Annotated in this window: 33 protein-coding genes; 4 read left to right on the plus strand and 29 right to left on the minus strand. The window is 60.4% G+C overall.

Annotated features, from left to right (window positions below; translation table 11 throughout):
* From ACFC1I_RS20630 to ACFC1I_RS20715, 18 genes are all read right to left on the minus strand, one after another.
* Positions 1 to 455, minus strand: a 455-nt coding sequence (locus ACFC1I_RS20630) for a DNA cytosine methyltransferase (protein WP_376013905.1), incomplete at its 3' end; no start/stop codon positions are given.
* Positions 456 to 469: 14 nt separating this feature from the next.
* A complete protein-coding gene (locus tag ACFC1I_RS20635; protein WP_376013907.1) occupies positions 470 to 1,009 on the minus strand; it encodes a hypothetical protein in 540 nt (179 codons plus the stop codon).
* On the minus strand, positions 1,006 to 1,380 hold the full coding sequence (locus ACFC1I_RS20640) for a hypothetical protein (RefSeq protein ID WP_376013910.1): 375 nt from the start codon (positions 1,378 to 1,380) through the stop codon (positions 1,006 to 1,008). The genes ACFC1I_RS20635 and ACFC1I_RS20640 overlap by 4 nt, the downstream gene beginning before the upstream one ends.
* A 681-nt stretch (positions 1,381 to 2,061) precedes the next feature.
* On the minus strand, positions 2,062 to 2,400 hold the full coding sequence (locus ACFC1I_RS20645) for a hypothetical protein (protein ID WP_376013913.1): 339 nt from the start codon (positions 2,398 to 2,400) through the stop codon (positions 2,062 to 2,064).
* Positions 2,397 to 2,696, minus strand: coding sequence for a hypothetical protein (locus tag ACFC1I_RS20650; protein ID WP_376013916.1), 300 nt, complete (start codon positions 2,694 to 2,696; stop codon positions 2,397 to 2,399). Before ACFC1I_RS20650 ends, ACFC1I_RS20645 begins: the two co-directional genes overlap by 4 nt.
* On the minus strand, positions 2,693 to 2,941 hold the full coding sequence (locus ACFC1I_RS20655) for a hypothetical protein (protein ID WP_376013919.1): 249 nt from the start codon (positions 2,939 to 2,941) through the stop codon (positions 2,693 to 2,695). The genes ACFC1I_RS20650 and ACFC1I_RS20655 overlap by 4 nt, the downstream gene beginning before the upstream one ends.
* A complete protein-coding gene (locus tag ACFC1I_RS20660) occupies positions 2,938 to 3,312 on the minus strand; it encodes a hypothetical protein (RefSeq protein ID WP_376013921.1) in 375 nt (124 codons plus the stop codon). The genes ACFC1I_RS20655 and ACFC1I_RS20660 overlap by 4 nt, the downstream gene beginning before the upstream one ends.
* Positions 3,309 to 3,452 carry a hypothetical protein gene (locus ACFC1I_RS20665; protein ID WP_376013923.1) on the minus strand — a complete coding sequence of 48 codons (144 nt, stop codon included), beginning with the start codon at positions 3,450 to 3,452 and terminating at the stop codon, positions 3,309 to 3,311. Before ACFC1I_RS20665 ends, ACFC1I_RS20660 begins: the two co-directional genes overlap by 4 nt.
* Before the next feature lie 44 nt (positions 3,453 to 3,496).
* Positions 3,497 to 3,955: a hypothetical protein gene (locus ACFC1I_RS20670; RefSeq protein WP_376013926.1), complete on the minus strand. Its 459-nt coding sequence runs from the start codon at positions 3,953 to 3,955 to the stop codon at positions 3,497 to 3,499.
* The gene (locus ACFC1I_RS20675) at positions 3,952 to 4,494 is read right to left on the minus strand and encodes a hypothetical protein (protein ID WP_376013929.1); all 543 of its coding nucleotides are present in this window, start codon (positions 4,492 to 4,494) and stop codon (positions 3,952 to 3,954) included. The genes ACFC1I_RS20670 and ACFC1I_RS20675 overlap by 4 nt, the downstream gene beginning before the upstream one ends.
* Positions 4,491 to 5,531 (minus strand): hypothetical protein, encoded by a 1,041-nt coding sequence (locus ACFC1I_RS20680; RefSeq protein ID WP_376013931.1) that lies wholly within the window; start codon positions 5,529 to 5,531, stop codon positions 4,491 to 4,493. Before ACFC1I_RS20680 ends, ACFC1I_RS20675 begins: the two co-directional genes overlap by 4 nt.
* A 206-nt stretch (positions 5,532 to 5,737) precedes the next feature.
* Positions 5,738 to 5,968 (minus strand): hypothetical protein, encoded by a 231-nt coding sequence (locus tag ACFC1I_RS20685; RefSeq protein ID WP_376013933.1) that lies wholly within the window; start codon positions 5,966 to 5,968, stop codon positions 5,738 to 5,740.
* Positions 5,965 to 6,285 carry a hypothetical protein gene (locus tag ACFC1I_RS20690; RefSeq protein ID WP_376013935.1) on the minus strand — a complete coding sequence of 107 codons (321 nt, stop codon included), beginning with the start codon at positions 6,283 to 6,285 and terminating at the stop codon, positions 5,965 to 5,967. Before ACFC1I_RS20690 ends, ACFC1I_RS20685 begins: the two co-directional genes overlap by 4 nt.
* Positions 6,286 to 6,677: 392 nt before the next feature.
* The gene (locus ACFC1I_RS20695; RefSeq protein ID WP_376013938.1) at positions 6,678 to 7,550 is read right to left on the minus strand and encodes a recombinase RecT; all 873 of its coding nucleotides are present in this window, start codon (positions 7,548 to 7,550) and stop codon (positions 6,678 to 6,680) included.
* Positions 7,547 to 8,485: a YqaJ viral recombinase family protein gene (locus ACFC1I_RS20700; protein ID WP_376013941.1), complete on the minus strand. Its 939-nt coding sequence runs from the start codon at positions 8,483 to 8,485 to the stop codon at positions 7,547 to 7,549. The genes ACFC1I_RS20695 and ACFC1I_RS20700 overlap by 4 nt, the downstream gene beginning before the upstream one ends.
* On the minus strand, positions 8,482 to 8,679 hold the full coding sequence (locus tag ACFC1I_RS20705) for a helix-turn-helix domain-containing protein (protein WP_376013943.1): 198 nt from the start codon (positions 8,677 to 8,679) through the stop codon (positions 8,482 to 8,484). Before ACFC1I_RS20705 ends, ACFC1I_RS20700 begins: the two co-directional genes overlap by 4 nt.
* Positions 8,676 to 8,939 carry a hypothetical protein gene (locus ACFC1I_RS20710; protein ID WP_376013946.1) on the minus strand — a complete coding sequence of 88 codons (264 nt, stop codon included), beginning with the start codon at positions 8,937 to 8,939 and terminating at the stop codon, positions 8,676 to 8,678. The genes ACFC1I_RS20705 and ACFC1I_RS20710 overlap by 4 nt, the downstream gene beginning before the upstream one ends.
* Positions 8,936 to 9,184, minus strand: coding sequence for a hypothetical protein (locus ACFC1I_RS20715; RefSeq protein ID WP_296554270.1), 249 nt, complete (start codon positions 9,182 to 9,184; stop codon positions 8,936 to 8,938). Before ACFC1I_RS20715 ends, ACFC1I_RS20710 begins: the two co-directional genes overlap by 4 nt.
* Before the next feature lie 235 nt (positions 9,185 to 9,419).
* Here ACFC1I_RS20715 and ACFC1I_RS20720 point away from each other — a divergent pair, with 235 nt between their 5' ends.
* From ACFC1I_RS20720 to xerC, 4 genes are read left to right on the plus strand one after another with little or no spacing between them, the layout of a single operon-like run.
* Positions 9,420 to 9,893, plus strand: coding sequence for a helix-turn-helix domain-containing protein (locus ACFC1I_RS20720; RefSeq protein WP_376013949.1), 474 nt, complete (start codon positions 9,420 to 9,422; stop codon positions 9,891 to 9,893).
* Positions 9,894 to 9,932: 39 nt separating this feature from the next.
* Positions 9,933 to 10,361 carry a hypothetical protein gene (locus ACFC1I_RS20725; RefSeq protein ID WP_376013952.1) on the plus strand — a complete coding sequence of 143 codons (429 nt, stop codon included), beginning with the start codon at positions 9,933 to 9,935 and terminating at the stop codon, positions 10,359 to 10,361.
* Positions 10,362 to 10,374: 13 nt separating this feature from the next.
* Entirely contained in the window at positions 10,375 to 11,118 is a 744-nt protein-coding gene (locus tag ACFC1I_RS20730) for a DUF2510 domain-containing protein (RefSeq protein ID WP_376013954.1), read from the plus strand.
* Complete coding sequence (gene xerC, locus ACFC1I_RS20735; RefSeq protein WP_376013956.1) at positions 11,118 to 12,356, plus strand: tyrosine recombinase XerC; 1,239 nt, start codon at positions 11,118 to 11,120, stop codon at positions 12,354 to 12,356. Before ACFC1I_RS20730 ends, xerC begins: the two co-directional genes overlap by 1 nt.
* A 675-nt stretch (positions 12,357 to 13,031) precedes the next feature.
* Here xerC and ACFC1I_RS20740 read toward each other — a convergent pair.
* From ACFC1I_RS20740 to ACFC1I_RS20790, 11 genes are all read right to left on the minus strand, one after another.
* Positions 13,032 to 13,946: a hypothetical protein gene (locus tag ACFC1I_RS20740; RefSeq protein WP_376013959.1), complete on the minus strand. Its 915-nt coding sequence runs from the start codon at positions 13,944 to 13,946 to the stop codon at positions 13,032 to 13,034.
* Positions 13,947 to 14,029: 83 nt separating this feature from the next.
* Positions 14,030 to 14,380: a hypothetical protein gene (locus ACFC1I_RS20745; RefSeq protein WP_376013962.1), complete on the minus strand. Its 351-nt coding sequence runs from the start codon at positions 14,378 to 14,380 to the stop codon at positions 14,030 to 14,032.
* A 1-nt stretch (position 14,381) separates the two neighbouring features.
* On the minus strand, positions 14,382 to 14,711 hold the full coding sequence (locus ACFC1I_RS20750; protein WP_376013965.1) for a hypothetical protein: 330 nt from the start codon (positions 14,709 to 14,711) through the stop codon (positions 14,382 to 14,384).
* Positions 14,711 to 15,034, minus strand: a complete 324-nt coding sequence (locus ACFC1I_RS20755; protein ID WP_376013967.1) for a hypothetical protein — start codon at positions 15,032 to 15,034, stop codon at positions 14,711 to 14,713. Before ACFC1I_RS20755 ends, ACFC1I_RS20750 begins: the two co-directional genes overlap by 1 nt.
* Before the next feature lie 3 nt (positions 15,035 to 15,037).
* Positions 15,038 to 15,703: a hypothetical protein gene (locus ACFC1I_RS20760; RefSeq protein WP_376013969.1), complete on the minus strand. Its 666-nt coding sequence runs from the start codon at positions 15,701 to 15,703 to the stop codon at positions 15,038 to 15,040.
* A complete protein-coding gene (locus tag ACFC1I_RS20765; RefSeq protein WP_376013972.1) occupies positions 15,700 to 16,728 on the minus strand; it encodes a hypothetical protein in 1,029 nt (342 codons plus the stop codon). Before ACFC1I_RS20765 ends, ACFC1I_RS20760 begins: the two co-directional genes overlap by 4 nt.
* The gene (locus ACFC1I_RS20770) at positions 16,706 to 17,050 is read right to left on the minus strand and encodes a hypothetical protein (protein WP_376013975.1); all 345 of its coding nucleotides are present in this window, start codon (positions 17,048 to 17,050) and stop codon (positions 16,706 to 16,708) included. Before ACFC1I_RS20770 ends, ACFC1I_RS20765 begins: the two co-directional genes overlap by 23 nt.
* Complete coding sequence (locus tag ACFC1I_RS20775) at positions 17,047 to 17,253, minus strand: hypothetical protein (protein WP_376013977.1); 207 nt, start codon at positions 17,251 to 17,253, stop codon at positions 17,047 to 17,049. Before ACFC1I_RS20775 ends, ACFC1I_RS20770 begins: the two co-directional genes overlap by 4 nt.
* The gene (locus ACFC1I_RS20780) at positions 17,250 to 17,561 is read right to left on the minus strand and encodes a hypothetical protein (RefSeq protein ID WP_269609802.1); all 312 of its coding nucleotides are present in this window, start codon (positions 17,559 to 17,561) and stop codon (positions 17,250 to 17,252) included. The genes ACFC1I_RS20775 and ACFC1I_RS20780 overlap by 4 nt, the downstream gene beginning before the upstream one ends.
* Positions 17,561 to 17,845 (minus strand): hypothetical protein, encoded by a 285-nt coding sequence (locus ACFC1I_RS20785; protein WP_376013979.1) that lies wholly within the window; start codon positions 17,843 to 17,845, stop codon positions 17,561 to 17,563. The genes ACFC1I_RS20780 and ACFC1I_RS20785 overlap by 1 nt, the downstream gene beginning before the upstream one ends.
* On the minus strand, positions 17,842 to 18,618 hold the full coding sequence (locus ACFC1I_RS20790; protein ID WP_376013981.1) for an N-acetylmuramoyl-L-alanine amidase: 777 nt from the start codon (positions 18,616 to 18,618) through the stop codon (positions 17,842 to 17,844). The genes ACFC1I_RS20785 and ACFC1I_RS20790 overlap by 4 nt, the downstream gene beginning before the upstream one ends.
* Positions 18,619 to 18,621 lie beyond the last annotated feature (3 nt).

Genomic DNA, 18,621 nt, shown 5'->3' on the forward strand with positions numbered 1-18,621 from the left:
GCGGCGTCGAGCAAGATCACCTGTTGCCGGTAGCCGAGTGCCCGCATCCCGTCGAGCCACCAGTTGTAGAGACTCCATGCCTGGAACTCGGGCACGTTCTCCACGATCACCGCGTTGTACTGGTGAACCTCGGATGCCGCGATCACTGCGAACGCTGTTGCCCGATCGACGGATCCGGCGTCAGCGCGCCGCATCTCTTTCTCGGCAGGCGGCTGCTTCCGTCCGCCTGATCGTGCGTGCCACACGCAGGATGGTGACGCCCACAGGATGTTCGACGTCGGGAAGGTGCGCCAGTCGACTTCGGACAGGTTCGCGGTGATGTGCTCGGTGTCCGGATGGTTCTTCTGGTGTGTGGCGATCGCTGTATCCCAGTGGTTCGCGGCGACCTGCACGTGAATGCCGGCCTGTGTCATGCCTTCCGAGCTGCCCCCACCACCAGAGAACAGGTCGGTCATTGTGAGTGTCATGCTCACCCCTCCTCGGCCGCAACGAACGGGGCCTGCGCGACAAGTGAATCCGTGCACACCGGCCAGCCGCCGGTAACCGTCGTGACCTTGTCGCCGTCACGTCGCATCCAGCACCCGATGTTCTGGTTGGTGAGGAACCAAACGCCTTCGGGCACTTCCTGCCATGTCTGCCACTCTGTTTCGGTGGGTGCAGGGACAACCGGCGAGGAGGTGGGGTTGTTCCACCTGAGACCTTCGCGGTCGGCGTGGACGCCGGAATGTCTAGCGGGGAGTACGCACAGACGCACCGCGCACAGTTCCGCTTTCGTCTCCTCCTCGGCGGGTTCGGTTGCCGGGAACAGGGCGCGGACACGGGCCTGCACTTCCTCGACATGCTCGGCGGACCACCACGGGTCCATCTGCGACAACTTCCGCACGTCTTCCACCTGTTCGGCGGTGAGTGCCATACCGCCAGCAGGGATGAGACGGCCGGTTTCGTAGCCGAGGGTGAAGGCTTTTGCGAAGATGTCGCCAGCGGCAGTACCGAGGTCTTTGTCGGTCATGGTGTGGGCTCGATTCGGATTTCGATGCGAGGGTTTTCGCGGTCGAGGTCGATGGTGTTTCCGCCGTCGATCACATGTTTTTGGGCGTCGTCGGGGATGACGTGTTGGCGGAGGGCGTCGATGGCGTCTTTGCGGAATGCGCTGAGGCCGTCTGCGTCTCGGATGCGGGCGTCGGGTGCGTATTGGGTGATGCTGATGGTTACTTGTTCGCACATTGGGATCGGGTTGGTTTGTAGTGCTTGTCGGATCTGCCAGTGGATGCGGGTGCGGGCCTTGGACTTTTTTGTCCAGTGGGCGTTGCGCCATTCGTTCATGGTGAGGGGCGGTCGGCCGGGGTGGTGAGTGTCGATGATGGTGAGGGTGTGGGTCATGTGAGGCCTCGGCGGGTGCGGTCGTCGTTGATTCGCCATGTGGCGCATGGGTGGCAGCGGCATCCGTAGCTGGTGTATCCGGTGGGTGTGCCGTGTGGTGCGTTGGGGTGGTAGGGGCGTCCGTTGCGGGTGGTGCGTTCGAGGCGGCGTTGGAGGCGTCCGGCGAGGCGGGAGTTGGCTGCGTTGAGTGGTTGTGTTTGGAGTTGTTTGAGTCGGGCTTGGTATTGGGGTGTGTCGTGGCAGACGGCGCAGAGGTTGCCGTGTCCGTCGAGGACTTTGCCCATGCCTCGGTTGTGGAGGGCGCGGTGTTGGCCGCAGTTGGCGCAGTTTGTGGTGGTGGGTTTTGGTGGGGTGGTTGGTTTGCGCCGGTTTTGTACTTTTGCGATGGGGCGTCGGGTGCGGCGTTCGCGTTTGCGGTCTTCGGCTAGGAGTTGTTGGACGGTGGGTGAGAGTTCGATTGGTGCTTGAACTTTCGGGATCATCAACCGGTCGGCTTCGCGCATTTCGCGTCGGCAGGGCCCGCATTGTCCGCATAGGCCTGTGGGGCAGGATTGGGTGGAGAGGCTGGTTGCGATCATTTCCCTGTGGCTTCCTCGTAGGCTCGGTCCCATGCGTCGTTGTCTTCCCAGCGGTCGAGGGTGACGGGGTCGTCTAGTCCGTCGTCGTTGTCGAAGTGCGCCATCACTCCCCCTCGACTGCCGTGCGGAGCAACCTGGCTGCGCGCTGGTAGATGCCCATCTCGTTTTGCCATGAGATGAGGCTCTGTCCGTCGTCGGCCTCTGCCGCGAAGACCGCACCGTTCGAGGCGTTCTGGATGTGCCAGTCGAAGTCTTTGAGGACTGGTGCTATCCGCCCGCTCAGGTGGTTGTGGGCGGCGTTGGCGAGGTCGATCCAGATCGTCTGCTGCAACACATCCAACTCTTCGAACGGGCCGAGCATTGCGCGATCCTCTGCGGTGTGCTGGGGGTTTCCGTTCTCGTACAGTGCTTTTGCGAGGGCTTCGATGCGGTTTTCGCTCACATTGCACCGCCCATGTCTGCAAGGAAATTGAGAGCGGCCTCTGATGTTTCGCCGACGAACATCGGCTGCGCGAGTGGGCAGGCCGGCCCTCGGTCGTGGTACTTGGACTTAGCTTCGACGGAGGAGATGGTGTTCGGCGCCTTCTTGGCCTTCCACTCCTCGTTCTTCCATTTCCATTCGCGGTGCGGCACTTCCCGTTCGTATTTGCGGGTCGCGGAGTTGTAGGTCGAGGGTTCGTGGTGGCAGAACCATCCGACGTGGACGAGTCCGTCTGGGACGAAGTTGTCGGTGCTCACATTGCACCGCCAACGTTGGGCATGTTCGCGGTCATCAGGTGCTGCTCGAGGTCAGCGCGGGCCTTAGCCAACTGCTTCCGCGCCTGCTGTGCTGCGTCGACGAGGGCTTCAACTTCTTTCGCCTGCCACGTGTTGATGATTTCGGTTGCAAGGTCTGACGCCCAGTCGTCACCGAGAGACTCAAAGATGTTGGTGGGCAGACGCTTCTCGATGATGTCGACGAGGCGATCGTGTGGGGTGCTCATGCTTTTACCTCCGGAGTGAACAGGACGATGCTTGGCGATACTGCCCACGATGCGAAGGTGTACGGACGAGGATCGCCCACCATCAGCACATAACGGAACCCGGAACCGTCACGGGCGGATGCGATGACGCCGACCATGCCGTGTTCGTCCCGCAGTATCGTGCCGTCAGATTCGGCTGTGAGTTCGGCCGCGCTGTCCACTGTGCGAGGCTTGTGCTGGTAGTCGGCGAGGACCGCGTCGGCGACGGCAAGGAGGTCGTAACGGCCGTCGAGGACGGCGTCGCTCAAGTCGCTGATGTCGGTGTAGCCGAACTGGTCTTCGCCACGCAGGGCGACGGCGATGGTATCGGCCAATTCTTCTCGTGTGCTCATGCTGTGTATCCGATCGCCCAGAGGTAGATGATTCCGCCGCCGGTTGCTCCGAATGCGGCGAGCGCGATGTGCGCTTTCAGGTTGATGTAGAAGTCGCGGCGCCTGGCGAGCTTCTCGGCTCTGCCGGTGTAGTCGTCCATGAGGCCGAGGGATTCGAGCGTGTCGCAATGCTGCGCAAGAGTTTTCACAGTCGGCCCCCATTGGTGTCGAGCTGCGTCATGCAGTCCTCACACACGAAGTAATCCCCAAACCCGGGATCCGTGTGAGCGCTGAGGTTGATGGAAGTGCAGTTGCCGCACACCGGAGCATTCACAGTGGCGGGCTTACGTGAAGCGATGAGTTCAAGCGCGGGAACACCTGTGCGGTGCCGGCCACGCGAACGAAAAGCAAGAACAGTCATGACATTCCTTCCGATTTTTGACCTCGGTGCAACGAGGTGGTTTGAACCTATCGCGTTGGTTGGTTTCACGCAACCGTGTTGGATGATTTCATTCCTTGCGGTTGATTGATTCCAACCATTCGATAGTGATGCATTTTCCCGACGGCTGAATGCGACGCCAGTGGGCGAACGGGCCTCACCCGGCACATCCACACCAACCGCGATACCAAATCGCTCAGAAACGATTTCAGGGCCGGTTTTCATTTCGCGTACTTCAGGTTCGGTTCAGCTTCGATCTTCAACCTCGGCAGGCACGGCATCTTCCGCTCCACCCCCGAAATCTTGTTCGTGCACGCCTGGTACTCGTCAGCCCCACACGACGGGCACACATGCTCGATCGCGTTGTTCACCGCATACGCGCCAGGAACAGGCTTCCCGTCCGCCCCACCGATCGGCAAACCACCCAACTGCGCATCACCCCGAACCAAACCGTGCTTCACGTCGTGCTGCAACTGCCGCAACTCACGATCAGCAGCAGGCTCGCGCTGCGCACGGTCGATCCGAATCTCGCGGGCAATCCGAATCACATCCGCCGGCATGACCATCCGTGAAGGTTCGTTGCGGTAGTGCACGGTCACGGCGTTGAGGGCGTCCGGGAGGTCGAGGTTGTACGGCGCGAGCGCTTCCGCCCATGCCCCACCTCGACCGATGTCGGCTTCGCTGAACCTGTTGTCGAACAGGGCGGCGCGTCCGATGATCAGCCCGGTGTCGGAGAGCTGTTGCGGTGTCGCTTCGATTGTCATGCGGTAAGCCCTTTCTGGGTTGCGTTGTTGAGTGCGTCGGCTTGCCGTTGCGCGAGTTGGTTGCCCATGTCGGCCCAACCCATCGCTTTCTTGGTGGCTTTCCCGATTCCGCCGTCAGATGGTGACGCCGGCCGGTTGGCGGCTTTGTGGACGAAGCCGGGGATCATCGACGGCGCTGTCATCGGTGATGCCGCCCAGTCCGCGATCCCGGTTTCGATCTGCTCCCGACTCACCCCGGACTTGAGGCATCCGTCGACGGCTTGGGCGATCTTCGAAACGACATCGCCGGGGACTGGCGACGGGCACGAATCGGAGTACGCCTTGGCGATGATGTGCGCCTGCGCGGAGTGCGCTGTCCCGTTGAGGTGATCCGCGATTTCTCGTCCCCCGCGTTTTCGCGTTCGATTCGCAAGTGAGGTTGACAGATCAACTTGGGGACGAGGTGAAGTTGAAAGTTGATCGGTGAAAGGTGCTTCCTGTTCCCTACTTAAGTAACCACCTACACCTCCGGTCGCGGGTATCCCCTCGCTAGGGGTAGAGCTATCCCTTCCGCTATGGGATAGCGCATCCCTTCCCCCAACCCCCTCCACCAGCGCCGATGCTTCCTTTTCGAGCGTCCCCCGCCGGCCATGCTCCGGGATACGTAAAAGCTCGTCATGAAGCGCCCATTTGATGTGATCCGACGACACATCATCCGCGTGTCGGAGGGCAGTGGTAAGCATGTTCGGCTGTTTCCACAGTCCGTCGTTACGGATGAACGACCGAATCAGCACCTCCTCGGTGTCCCAATCCACGACCAGAAACCCGCGTTCGTGAAGAAATTCGAGCGCCTTTTCCACGATCTCGATCGTCGCGTCGGATGCGAGTTTCGCCCACCTCCGAGAAGTCAACGGAAGCACACCCGCGTAGTTCATCGACGGCTGCGAAAGCAACAGTTGATACATCCACTGTGCGTCTCGGGTGAGAGATTTCCAGTCCGTGTCAGCCCATATTCGTTTCAAGATTTGGGCGTATTGACGCCCGCCATCCGCTGCCATTTATGCCGCCTGGGATTGTCTGTCGTGTGCGATGGTGACCTGCGAATGCGGCACTCGTACGAAGTGGCAGACGCCGGCCGGGTGGTGATTGTTGTCGAGGCAGATGGTTACTGTGGAGCCGTTGACGGCAACTGCGGAGACCTGCATCCCTGGGGCGTAGTAGCCCCAGGGCGTGCAGATGGTGGCCCGCAACATGGCGGGCCGGTTCACTGATTCACCGATTCGCGGGCTGCTTCGCTGTTGCGGATCTCTTCACGGATCGACTCGAAGTAGGCGTCTACGTCGTCTTGGAACCAGCGAAGCGGGCTGCTCTTTCCTGACCCGTTTTTGAATCCCTTCCGATACAGGCGATGAGTTTTGCGGTTGTTGAGGATGGTCTGCGGACTGCAGTCCATCAGTGCAGAGAGTTCGTGGATTCCGATGGTTGTGGTGCTCATGCCGTGCCTTTCCATGTGCGGTTGGGGTTGTTGTGGCGGGTTTGGCGGGTGGGTGAGCACCAGCCGACGTGGTGGATGTGTCCTCGGCGGGCGTGTTGGCCGATGAGTGCGGGGAGGACGTTGTAGTGGTCTGTCATCCAGTCGCGGGTTTCGGGTGGGACTGCGTCGCGGACGTGGTCGGCGGAGAACTCACGGCCGGATCGGATGAGTTCTGTGAGTGCGGTTTCGATGCGGTTGGGGTGGTCGTGGTGTCCGACTGTTGCGGCTGCGAGGGCTGCGTCTTGCCCGTCCAACCTGAGCTGCTCACCAGTCGTCATGCGTGTACTCCTTCGGGTCAATGGGGTGGGCTTTCGTTGGCACACAGTTCGGTTCATCCACGCGTCCGCACTTTTTGCAGTCGCCCCAAATCCGGGAGTAGAAGCCGTAATACGAATTGATCGGGTCGTACACGTCTTCGCCACCAATAGAGGATTCCGCTAGGAACCGTCCACACTTTGGGCACAGCCATCGAGTCTCATACCAGCAGTCGATTTCGATCGCACCAGTTGTCATGCTGCGTCCTTGGGGGTTTCGGTGGGGAGGTTCGCGTCCGGATGCGACCAACGGTTGTACGGGCCACCACGGTCCTCACGCTGCCCACACCAGGCTTCGTGCTGATTCCAACCCGGCACCGGACCGGAACAGGTGCAGGTGTCCTGGTGGTAGAGGCTCATGACGCTGCCTGCTCTTCCACGGTCTCCGCGTCCACAGGCTCCGAATTCAACGGCAACTGCTCAGCCTCAGGCAGCGAGGCGCCATCCGACTCAGGCTCCGACATCCCCTGAATGCGCCCCATGATCAACGCCTGAATGTCGTCCTTCTCCTGCGCTGGCAACGTCGCAGTCTGCTTCCACAGCTCCCGCAACACATCCTTCGACTCAGCGGCCTCAATCGCAGCAAGCAAAGAATCAACGTCCACCGACACGACTTCGGTGTCTTCCGGCTCCCCCAACGCCTCGGCGATCGAACGTGGCCGCGACGACACAACCTGCGGGCGCTGCTGCTGCCGCGCCGCAACAGGCGCACCATCCTCATCGATCGTGCCGCCCAACTCCTCAGCCGTGTAGATCACGCCATACAAGGCATCAGAAGCCCACATCCGTGCAGCCTCAGTGATCGCCCGAGACCGCAACATCGCCGCCGGGTAATTCGTCCACGGACCCTTGCTCGCCCACTTACCGGCCTTCCGGGCCTTCGCCTCATCCCAGCGAACAGGCTTCGGCACATAGTCCGGGTCATCGGCGCGGATGATCGTCGCCTCCGCGTAGGTGTCGTCACCTTCGACGCGCAGCTTGTGACCCGCCTTCCGGACGAGCGACGCGATCAAATCGGCTGACGCAGTGGGCTTGCCATCGATCACGTGAATGCTTGTCAAAGCATTGATGCGCGGGATCCCCAAGGCATCTGCGTATTCGCACGCGAACATCAAGTTGGCAGGGTTGCCGCGGTACTGGCGGGGAAGCATGTCCCCCGTCGACATCGCCTTCGACCACTCCATCATCTCGGCGAGAGTATTTTCGTTGCGTACTGCGATCTCGGTCATGCGACTGCCTTTCGAGGATTCAAAATTTCGGGAGCCTTCTCCGCAAGGCCAGACGTGGCGCGAATAGACGGCGCACCCTTGCTATTCACACGCGACGCGATCGTGTGACCGTTGAACGTCGCCTTCTTCGACGAACCCAGGAACTCCAACAACACCGACCCGGTCCGCTTCTTCTCCAGCGCCACAGCAGCTTCCGCCGCAAACGCCTCCAAATACGGCACCGCGATCTCCGCCGGAACATCCACACCCGGATCATCATCAATCGACGTATTCGCATACCGAACCGACAACCGATCACAATCACGCGAATGATCCGCCGCCGGCTGGATACCTGCCTGCAACTGCTGATCGAACGCCAACACACGTTCCCGCAAGACCGCAGCATCGCGGGCGTCGTAGTCGATGACGAACACCTTCGGGCGGCGATGGAACAGTTCGAACGGACCGCACGCCGCGAGATGCGTTCGGCGAGCACCGATCACATCCATCTGCCACATCGCCTGCACCAGATAGTGCATCGGGACCTGATCACCCCACTGGTGGATGTCGTCAGCAGTCTTGATCTCCAACAACTCGATCTCGACAACCTCAACGCCGTCGACAACAGTGCTGATCGTGACGATGCCGTCAGGGTCCGCTGTCTGCCAATCCCGAATCGAGTGCTGCCACGTCGAGGTCTCCTCCACTGACCAATCCGGGTGCATGTCCTGAAACCATCCGCGGATCAGCGGTTCGAACTCATGCCCGCGGCCCTGCACATCGGTTTGCGGCTGCGGCGGAACGATCCCGGCGATGCCGTCGTAGATGCTGCGAGGGGTGTCCCACTTCGACAAACCCACGATCGCCGCGACCTTCGACGCCGAGTACTTCGTCCACCACTCCGCCGTGCCAGGCGCGAGAGGTTCGGGAAGCTGGAAGCCAGTCAGAGTGGTCATGATTCAACCTCTACTGCGGACGCAACGATCAACTCATCGAGTTCGTACAGATCAATTCGGATATTGCGACCCACTCGATATGCTGGCAGTTTCCCATCGCGAATCCAGCGCTCGATGGTCTTCTCGGTGTAGCCGCCAGCATGCTTCGCGGCTTCCTTCTTCGTTTCCCAAGCGCGCAACTTCGGCGTGGTCATAGGATCACCGACACAGGCAGTGAGTCGATGAACAAGTCAGTCGCAGCGTCGAGCGCCTCAACCGTGCAGCCTTCGTGCACTACGCCGACAGTCCCCTCCACCCGCAGATGCGGGTAATGGAAGTCGAACACGTCATCAAATCTGTCCACTGCTTCCTGCAACTCCGGAGTGATATCCTTTAGGTGCATTCGCTTTTCCTTCCGATTGGTGGATGCCTCGCCGGTCCCGGTGCAACGGGGCCGGCTTTTTTCTGCGCTCATGCCGCCACCTTGGTCCTGCGGCTGACCGGCTTCGCGCTCGTAAACAAGTCGTGGAACTCCATTCCCCACGCTTCGAGCACGTTGTCTACGAAGTCGGGTCCGGCTTTCGCTTCCTGGTTCAGAACACGCCACGCGGTGGTCTTGTTCATGCCGATCTGACGGGCAAGAGCGGCGGAATCTGGGATGCCCCGCTTCTTCATTTCGCGCTGGAAGCGGCCCTTTTTGATTGCAAAGCCTCGCGTCATTTTGTCTCCGATTGGATGGCTTCAACCGCGTTGGTTGAATGCACTCACCATACATCCACGGTTGCTTCGACGCAACCAGTTGGCACTCTGCAACTTTTGCGAATTTTGACAGGCTGGGTGCGATCAGTAAAAGCAGCCCCTACCTGCGGTATTACACGGTAGTAATTCGTATAGGGGGCAGGTTGCGTTGAAGCAACCGATTTCGTTGGAAACAACCACCATCTACGCTGCGAACATGTCCAAATGGAGCGACTTCCTTCGTAGCAATCTCAACCGAAAAGGCTGGGATCAAGCGCGGCTCGCAGACGAAGCTGGCTATCACAAATCCAATGTCACAGGATGGCTCAGCGGAAAGACAGGCAGCCCAAGTATCGACACAGTCAAAAAGACTGCTGTCGCATTCGGAGTGCCAATAGCCGAAGCCTTGATCGCCGCCGAATACATCGCAGAATCAGACCTCAATGTTGAACGACTCGCACCCGACCCAGACCTACTCACTGACGAACAAATCCTCGACCAACTCCAAAAACGAATGGGAGTCAGGCCCACAGGATTGACACCCCAGAATCAACCGACAGAAGTTGACGATGCCCAAGACCGATACGAACTCGCCCGCATGGAAGGCGAAACCGAACACAACTACCGACTCCGCACCGAACTCCAACCCGAGGATGAATCCCAAGGCGAAGCACCTGATGGCGGCGCATAGTCCACTCTTTGTCGGTGGTTTACCTCACACTCCACAACCATGACGCGCTTCAACCCGTGGCACTACCTCAGAGCCCACCACCCACACCTCAAAGTCGACTTCGTGGACCTCGGACGAATCGGATGCGTCGGCCGATGGACCCACAACGGAATCCAACTCGACCGCACCTGCAACCAACGAGAACGCCGCGTAGGGCTCACACATGAGCTGTGCCACGTCGAATCCGGCCCGATGCCACTCGACGCACGAACCGCCATCTTCGAAGAACGCGCCATCGAACTCCGAACCGCCCAACTCCTCATCACCGTTGAACAACTCGCACCCGCACTCATCGAGAACGACCAACGCATCGACGACAACACCGCCGAAGCATTGTGGGTCACCCTGCCCGTATTGAAGACACGACTCGAACGCCTGACGCCCGAAGAACACGCATACATCCAACAACGCATCGCATCCACCAACTGAAAGGCACCACACAATGAGCACTCCCCCGGCTGGCTGGCATCCCGACCCCGAAGACAATAAGCAGATCCGCTACTGGGACGGTCAACAATGGACCAGCGCGACACAACCCATGCCCGCCGCGCAGACCCCGACGCCGGAAACGCCCGAGCAGAAGAAGGATCGAAAGCGTCAGCTCATCGCCATTGGCATCATCGTCGCAGCCGTCGCAAGCATCGCCATCTTCAAGAGCATCGACTTCAGCAGCGACGACACTGAAACCGCAGCAGCCGAAACAACCACGACGCAGGCAGCTCGCACAACCACAACGGCCCGAACGACAACCGCTGGTGCTGCGACGACCCCGCTAACGACATCCGCAGTGCCAACTTCGACCACTCTGCCTGTCGCTGCGCAAACCTCGAAGCCGCTGCCAGCCGCATGCAAGACGCCGGCGCAGTCGGTAATTGACCAGATCGATGCGTCCTTCATCGAAGCTGACAGGCACCTTGAAGATGTGTTCATGGTCTACGGCCGCAAAGATGTCGCCTACATCGGCGCGAACATCATGGACTCGGCAGGCACCCGAGTGTCGAGCGCTGACATATGGGCGCAAAGCGATGGAATGCTCTTCTCGCTATCGAGTGACGCACGCAGGCGCACGGCTCTACCTGACGGACGAAAACTGCTCGACATCAGCGCAGGCGACGAGTTCGGATCTGCTGTATCCGACTGCATCATGGTCAGCGTCATCAACCGAAACGTCACTGGCGGAAACTGATGCCTCGGCCCCGACTACCTGTCGGTGAACACGGAAAGATCAGCCGCCGGCAACTCGACGACGGACGCTGGGTCGCATCCTGCTGGGTACGCGATGAAGACGGCAAACGCCGCCACGTCACCAAAACCACCCCACCCAACACCCGAGACCGAACCGGCGCCGTCGCCGAACGCACCCTCACCGACAGCCTCAAAAACCGACACATCGACCACAACAGCCGACTCAACTCCACCAGCACCATCCACCAACTCTGGACCGAATTCTGGAAACAACTCCTCACCCAAGGCCGATCCCACAACACCCTCCGCGACTACGACCGCCAATCCAAAGCGATCCTCACCCGATTCGGTGACCTCCACATCCGCGAAGTCACCACCCAAGCCCTCGACACCTTCATCCAAGACGTAGCCAACCAACGAGGCGTCCCCACAGCACGGAAAAACCGCACCATCCTGCTCGGCATGTTCAAGATCGCGGTCCGTTTCAAAGCCATCGACATCAACCCGATCCGAGAACTGTCCTCGATCGAAGGGAAACGGAAGAAACAAGCACAGTCCCTCGACGCGGAATCGTTGGCACAGCTCCTGCGAGATCTCCGGACCTCGAAGGTGCCATGCCCCGTCGTGCTGTCGCAATACCAGATCGACCGCGGGCAGAAGACCACGGACACTCATATCCCGACCGTCGCCGAATTCTGCGCATCCAACGACATGGCAGACATCATCACCCTGTTCGCGGCCACCGGCTGCCGCATCAGCGAGCTCCTCGCAATCCGTACCAACGAGGACATCGACCTCACCGCCAAGACCGCATCGGTGACCGGGCAGATTGTCCGCATCCGTGGCCAGGGTTTGGTGCGGCAGGATCTCACCAAGTCCGAGGCCGGTGACGGACGTGTGCTGCCGCTCCCGCAATTCGCCGTCGACATGCTCAAACGGCGACGGCAAGACTCGACCTATGTATTCGAGTCGCGGGCCGGCACGATCCTGGACCCGGAGACGGTGCAGCGGCGGTGGCGTCAGATCCGCACAGCGCTCGGTTTGGAGTGGGTGACCACTCACACTTTCCGGAAGTCGGTGGCGACGATCCTCGACGACGAGGGACTGTCCGCGAGGCAGGCAGCGGACCAACTCGGGCACGCGCAGGTGTCGATGACGCAGGATGTCTACTACGGTCGAGGCCGGGTGCACACTGCCGCGGCGGAGGCACTCGACGGCGCGATCTCCCGGAAGTCGTGAAATCCAAAGTGTGGAGTAACGGTGGACCGACAAAAAGAAGGCCAGGTCCGAGAGTGTCGAAACACTGCCTGACCTGGCCTTGTGGAGCTGCCGGGAATTGAACCCGGGTCCTACGTTGAATCGCTAGGGCTTCTCTATTCTGTGATCGAATATGCGTTCGATTGCTACTGTTTTCGTGGTCTGGCCTGCGCGAAACCGACAGTCGGACTACTGGTTTCACCCTACCGCTACGTTGGAATACCGTGCGCTTAACAGTTTAAGAATCCAATGTGTGGAGTTAATCGCGATTCTTACCCAACACTTTCCCTCGCACATCTGTTCGATACCTGGTAGCGTCGGCACTGTTGGCAGGAGACGGAAGGGAAGCCGTCAAAGATCGCCGCACCACAACTGAATAGTTCGATGCCCACCTGACTCATTCGGCAGCACAGGTGGGCATCGAACTATCCGCCTGAAACGACAAAAGACGCCCCACCCTCGCAATGAGGATGGGGCGTCAGTCGTTTGCTACTCCGCAGATCCCGCGGGTGTTTCCGGTTGCTTCATGATGATCAACTCTGCGTCCGGTGCATCTTTCCATCGGTACGCCCAGCGTCCGTCAGCGAGTTTCACGGTGCCGGGTTGGCCGGTGTCGGGGTCAGGTTCGAAAGCCATACCCTGATTGTCTCAGCCCGGTCAGGTGATGCGGACGTAGGTGTTCACACCAGCCGCGACCGTGCCACCGGAGGCGCCGCCCGGAGTAACCCAGATCGTGAACTGATCGGTCCCGACAACATCGACTGTCCTTGTGGGGATGGTCAGCGTTGCCGTCGATGTCGAAGATGTCGATACCGTGACCGAGCCACCGGGCACAAGTGTGCCGTTCTTGCGGAGCTCAGCGGTGATCGACGCCATGAAGTTCGTCGCAGAGATGGAGACTTGCGCTGTGACCGTCGCGCCAGTCTTCGCGCCATTCGGCAGTAGCGCACTACCCGACAGCGTCGATCCAGACTCGGCCACCATGCCAGTCACCTGGAATGTCGACGACCCCGACCAGTTCTGCGCCGACGCATTCTTCGTCATACCCGACGGCTGGAACGAAGTGATGGTTCCCTGAGAGGTTATGTCCAAGACCGACTGTGACGTGACCGCCGCAACCGGTGTCTGGATTGCCGAAGGGTTGTAGTCGAGAACCGACGCACCAACAGCAGGAACGCCCGGGAACACCGTGACCTCGGACAGAAGATCAAGAGTCGACGTACTCGAAACGGCACCCACCGGAGACTGTGTCGATGTCGGAACGAAATCGAGAACAGACCCTGAGACGATCACCGCGACCGCCGACTGCTGCACCGACGACACGAAATCAAGCACCGACTCCGACGTGACAACATCGAAAATCGGTTGCGCCGCAGACGTGATATCGAGAACCGATGCAGTCAACACCGCAACAGAAGCCGAAACCGAAGGCGCCGAGACGAGATCCAGCACCGACTCCGCCACATAGAACGGCGAATTGACCGCAGTCGTAGATGCCACAAACTCCAACACCGACTCCGAACCAATGAACACAGTCGGCGGCGGCGACGGCGGAAACACGACCGAACCCACACCCTGCCCAGGAAACCGAACCGTACGACTATCCGGACCTGGAAACCGGGCTACCCCGACATCCGGGGCCGGGAACCTCACGGTTACGCCGGAAGGGTGTACGGCACGGTCACCTTGTGAGTCACCTTCGACTCACCGGCCGGACTAATCGTGATATCCGGATTGTCGATGACCTCGATCAAAGTTGATCCGCTCCAACGGCACATGTGCGTGAACGTGCCAGCCGGGACCGGGAACGTCATCTGCGACCACTGCACGACACCCAACGCTGCCGTGCCAGGGGTAGCAGTCTGGCGGGCATACGAACCGCCAGTCGCCTCATTCGCAGTACCAGCCGCACCCGGATTGGCGGTGTGGAGGGAGAAGGTAGATCCTTGTGCAGCGAAATCGGTCGCCGCCTTGTTCGCTGTGGCTACGGGGCAGGTGATTGCCATGTCAGTTAGTCCTCACTGTGATGTTGTCGCGTCGGGCCTTACCGACAAAGAACGGGTAGTCGTCAGTCGTTGAAGTGGCACTGTTCGGATACGAGATCCGCATCTCGTACTTGGTGCCATTCGGAATCAGGTCCGCCTGTTCAGCTTCGACGCGGAATGTGAGGGTGTCTCCGTCAATCGCGCCGGCCCAGGTGGTGCCGTTCGCCCACTTCACTTCCGCGACAGTGCTGGGTGAGATCATCCGATCACTCTGGATCGGGTCCGGGATCCAGTCGTATCCAGTCCGAAGATTGATGTCCTCGTAGTACGGGGTCCAGCCGAGACCAGCCATCACTCCCCCTCACTGTCAACAGGTTCCGGATCCGGCGGTATTACGATGTCGTAGCCGCCCGCGGCAAGCAGCGCGAACCAGGCAGCCTCATCGATCGTCGCGTCGTGATGCAGTGACACCGATCCAGGCAGCGGCACGTTCAGCATCGGTTCGCTATCCATCCGCTTCGGTGAAATCACCACACGAGGACTCGCCCCGCCATAAGCCGGCTCCATGTAAACCATCACGTGCTCGAAGCCACGGAGTGGCGGATCGAGCTGATAGTGATTCGCTGGTCCCGCGTAAGTGATGTTGTCGCGGGCGATGAGAGTTGCTGTCGACATAGCTCATTCCTCCAAGATGTATTCGATGATGGTCAACAGGCCGTCAGCTCCCCTGCCGCCAGCGAAGTTCGGGTCCTTGCCGCCGCCGCCACCACCGGCAGGGAAGCCGCCGGCATTGCCAGTGGACCCACCGCCGCCCGACTGGGATGTTTGCCACAGAGCCGGATACGAAGCGCCTCCCGGCACGTAGCCCGAGGCGCCGCCGAGGAAGCCGCCAGCACCCGCCCCGCCGCCACCGCCGGCAGAGAAATCGACAGGGCCGGAAGACGCGGACTCACCCGGCTGCCCAGATTGCCCGCCGTTCCCGCCGCGGTACATGCCGAACCCGCCGAGTCCTCGGGTAGTGGTGCTAGCTCCTTGGCCGCCGCCGGCTCGAATGAAATCACCGAACCAGGTGTCGCCACCGTTGCCGCCTGATCTCTTCGACTCGTTTCCGCCAGATCCGGCGACGCCAACTTCGTAGTCCACCGAGTCGGGTAGTTCCCACTCTCCGATGGCACGTTTCGTATACGACGCGGCCCCGCCGCCACCGCCGTGTCCATTGCCGCTTCCTGCGGGCCAACTTCCGCCGCCGCCCGCGCCGCGAGCGACGATCCTGTGGATCGCGAACAATCGCGGATGCTTCACCCACACGCCGGAATTAGTGAGAACATGCACCCGCGTGATCATGCGGACTCATTCTTGGTTTCAATGACCCACAGCTTCGCTTCGCCGCCCTTACCGCCATTGCTTGAACTGGTGGCACCGCCGAAGCCGCCGCCACCCCCACCTCCAGGGAAACCGCCAGCACCGCCAGGCTCACTGGCATTTTGTGCGCCACCACCACCTGAGCCGCCGGCCGCGATGATTCGGTTCGGCGCAACACCCGACTGCCCAGGAGCGCCGCCAGTGGTCGCAACGCCGCCACCGCCAGTGCCGGCTGAATTGAAGTTGCTGCACGCTCCGCCGCCGCCACCGCCGCCACCACCAGCGAAACTGTATGGAGAAATGGAACCCGATCCATTCGTTCCGCCAGCCCCGGACTGTGGCGTCTGCGCTCCGTAACCGCCACGGCCACCAGGGATCATGCCGCTGCCGCCGTTGCCGCTGACCGCAGGAATGCTGTCACCTACCGCGGCACCGAAACCGCCCTCGAACACGACTAGCGGCTGTGGGAGGTTGGAGCCGAAGACGATGTTTCCGCCAGCGGACCCCGGGCTGTCGTTCCCGCCGCCGGGTCCGGCGAGGTATATGTCGACGCGAATCCAGTCGTAGTCGTCTCCGGTCTTCGGCAGGAACTCGGCGTACAGTCGCGTGATGCCGTCGAGATGTTTCTCGCCGCCACCGCCACCACCCGAACCTCCGCGCTGTCCAGTTGGTGCGACATTCCATTTCCCGCCAGCGCCGCCAGCGCCAGCAGCAACGCCGATCAGTTCGGCGTAGACCAGATTTCGTGGCGGCTTCCACCAGCCAGACGACTCGAATGCAACCGCTTCACCCTGCAAGATCGACTGACGCACAGCTTCTTCCGTTGCAGACAATCGGGCTTCATGGTTGCCGATAATTGGAATCTGCGCAATGTAGTCGTTGTTCACCGTGCCGGTGATCGCACCAAACAGGCTACCGAAGCCGCCGAGGAACTGATTGAACCAGTTGTTTTTGAACGTCCCCCAAATGTCTTGATCCCGAGGCTTACCGGGAGGCAACTTCTCCATCAGCAATCACCCCCACTTTCTTCTCATCCAGCTTCCGGCGATCCCGCTGCTGCTCAAGCACCAACGACCAAATCATCGGCACATACACCAACGCACCAAGCGCATAGATCGTCAACCGGATCGCCTGCCTACCTGGATAATCCGTGTCCCACCAGATCGACAACACAATCTGATTCAGCACCGCCGACAGAACAACCGACTTCACCGCGTAGATGCGGCCAACATGGTTCCTCCACCACAGCGACCGGACAAGATAAATCAGAGTGAACACGTTGACCAACACTGCAAGCGCCAGCAAGGCGACATTGGCTGCCAGCGTCATCGACTACCTCCCATTGATTCCTGAAGTAGCCGTGTCCAGCCATTCGTCTCGAACTCTTCTTGTTGCCGCTCAGCAGAAGCCATCGCCTCAGCCGCCACAATCTCCGTATTCATGCGCTCCTGCGTCGAATACGCATGCAACTCGGCAGCTTCCTTCACCTCATTGCGCGCAGCATCAAGCGCCTTCGACCACGGCCACCTCATGACTGCCCCCGATCCGAAGTAGAAGCAGCAGCATTCGCCTGCACCGACTCCAAAAGGTGAACCGCCCAATCACCATTCACACGCTGAGCGTGAACCGTGTCCGACAACGTCTGAATGATCTTCCGGTCCTCAGCCCGAGTGCCGCGCACATCCGAGATCACGTCATCTTTGAGACGCATCAACTCTTTGTGCGCTGTACCAAGCACCAGCCAACCGCGGGCCAGAGCGATACCGATAATCAGGGCAGCAAGGATCACGACGGTGACTGTGCTGATTCCCTCCCACGCGGAGGGCGTCAGGATTGTCATTACCCTTCGGCGCGATGCCGGCCGACGTACTCGTCGAGTTCCGAAGCCTGCTGCGGCGTGATCGCATTCGGCACCAACCACGCCGACACCGCAAACACACCCTGAATACTGATCGCCAACACAACCTGCGCAGTACCCGAGATCGGCAACCCGACCAACAGCACCAACACATTCGCCAGCAAACCAACAACATTCGCGATCGTCTTGCGGTTCTGCTTCACGAACGGAATGTTCTGCACATACGACTTCGCGAAACCATCCAAACCAGAATCAGCAGTCATCACTTACCTGCCTTCGGGTCCTTGAAACCATCGATACCGAGCTTCGCGCCAATCGCAGCCAACGCATCGACAAGGGTGCGGTCCCCCAACTGGTCCCAGCCGGGGTACTCGCCCGCGTCACGACCACCAGTCAGCTGCTGCCGAACGTCCTTAACATCCGAACCAATCGGTCCACAAAACCCAGCGACAAAGTCTTGTACCTGCTTCACTTCCGAGCTACCCATGGGAGCCTCCTTATTGTTGTCGAGTCGAGCCTGAATGTCTGCACGGAACTTGTTCATGTCCATTCCGCCGGGATCCCACTTGCCTTGCGCCGCACCAGCCCACTCCTTGTGGCCGATCACGTGCGAGGAAGGTTGACCGATCTTGCGGAGGATCGCGGCGCAGCACCGCACATACGCGTCGTACTGCGCGGGCGACCAGCCCTCGGTACCGTTGTTCTCTGCCTCGATGCCGATGGTGCGTTCGTTCGCGCCGTTGGTCGGCAGCCCTGGGTACGATCCGCTGCCGGCATGCCAGGCGACACCCACACCGACGACGGTGGCGACACCATCTCGGGACAGGTGGATCTGCGAGCACAAGCCCAGGCTCGGATGGTTCGCGATGTAGCCGGGGTTGTTGCCGGGTGGGTTGTTGCCGGTGTGGTGTGCGACGACACCCCAGATCGTGCCCATGTCGCCGTGGCCGCGGTCTTTCCAGCCGGGGTATTCGACGACTTTGATTCCCTCGGCGCGCAAGACATCTGCGAGCCAGACGGGATCTCCTGTCCAAGACATGTG

The organism is Microbacterium sp. NPDC056044, from assembly GCF_042267145.1.
Lineage (GTDB): Bacteria > Actinomycetota > Actinomycetes > Actinomycetales > Microbacteriaceae > Microbacterium.